The organism is Caballeronia choica (genome assembly GCF_001544535.1).
GTDB classification, from domain to species: domain Bacteria; phylum Pseudomonadota; class Gammaproteobacteria; order Burkholderiales; family Burkholderiaceae; genus Caballeronia; species Caballeronia choica.
The window spans coordinates 1-522 of the sequence record NZ_FCON02000642.1 but is presented as its reverse complement, the minus strand read 5'-3'; the positions used below and the strand labels follow the sequence as shown (position 1 = coordinate 522).

The following is a 522-nucleotide window of genomic DNA, read 5'->3' as shown; positions in this document are numbered from 1 at the left end:
ATCTGCGACGCGTATCACGTGCCGCTCTCCGCGCACTGCGCACCGGCGTTGCATCTGCATGTGGCGTGCGCGGCGCCGCGCCTCGTTCATCAGGAATGGTTTCACGACCACGTGCGCATCGAAGCGATGCTGTTCGACGGCGTGCCACGCGCAGTCGATGGCGCCATCGCACCGGATCTCGGGCGTCCCGGTTTGGGCCTCGAATTGAAAGGTCCGGATGCGCAGAATTACGCCGTGTGAAGGAGCCGCGATGAGTGTGATGAGCGTGACAACCCAGCGTGCCGGTATCGCCGTTGGCGTGGCGGCGGGCGTCGCCCTTCTGACCGCGTTCACGCGACGACATCCTGATCGTGGGCGCGCCCGTGGTGGAAAAACAGCCGCGCATCTCGATGCCGCCCGCTCGTTCAACCAGAGCTCGGCGCTGCTCGCACTATCGGTGCTCGCCGACAGCTCCATCGAACACTATCGTGGCTCGTTCGCCAACAAGGCGATGGTCACGCCGCTCATCACCTCGATCCTGTC

Annotated in this window: 1 protein-coding gene and 1 pseudogene; both read left to right on the top strand. The window is 64.8% G+C overall.

What is annotated here, in order from left to right; all coding sequences use genetic code 11:
* Positions 1-240, top strand: a 240-nt coding sequence (locus tag AWB68_RS46120; RefSeq protein ID WP_327384586.1) for an enolase C-terminal domain-like protein, incomplete at its 5' end; no start/stop codon positions are given.
* Positions 241-250: 10 nt separating this feature from the next.
* A pseudogene (locus AWB68_RS48015) lies at positions 251-522 on the top strand (hypothetical protein); the annotation flags it as partial.